Here is a 401-nt window from a genome sequence, read left to right as displayed (position 1 = left end):
ATGACCCGCGGCCATTGCCGCCATGCCCTGCTCGACCATCGCTTCCAGCTTGTCGATGAGGTCGCGGTCGTTGCCCTCCGGCTCGGCTTCGGTCGCCTCCAGGCCCGCCAGGATCTCCTTGATGCGGTCGATCGAGGACAGGATCACCGTCACCGCCTGCCCGGTCACCGGCATGCCGTCACGGAATTTGCCCATCAAGGTCTCGCCGGCATGCGCCAGCGCTTCCAGCCGCGGCAGCCCGAGGAAGCCGCAAGTGCCCTTGATGGTGTGGACCAGGCGGAAGATGTTATCCAGAATCTTGGCGTTGTTCGGCTCCTGCTCGAACTTCACCAGCTGATTGTCAACGGTGTCCAGGCTCTCGCTGGTCTCCGTCAGAAACTCCCGCAACAGATCATCCATGA

Annotated in this window: 1 protein-coding gene; it reads right to left on the bottom strand. The window is 62.8% G+C overall.

The window, feature by feature from the left end; genetic code table 11:
• Window positions 1–399 (bottom strand): Hpt domain-containing protein (locus XH87_RS08380; protein WP_271586894.1); only part of this gene is annotated, 399 nt, incomplete at its 3' end.
• Between the last annotated feature and the right edge of the window lie 2 nt (window positions 400–401).

This window comes from Bradyrhizobium sp. CCBAU 53415 (assembly GCF_028128735.1).
Lineage (GTDB): Bacteria > Pseudomonadota > Alphaproteobacteria > Rhizobiales > Xanthobacteraceae > Bradyrhizobium.
This window is presented reverse-complemented; position numbering and strand designations above follow the sequence as displayed.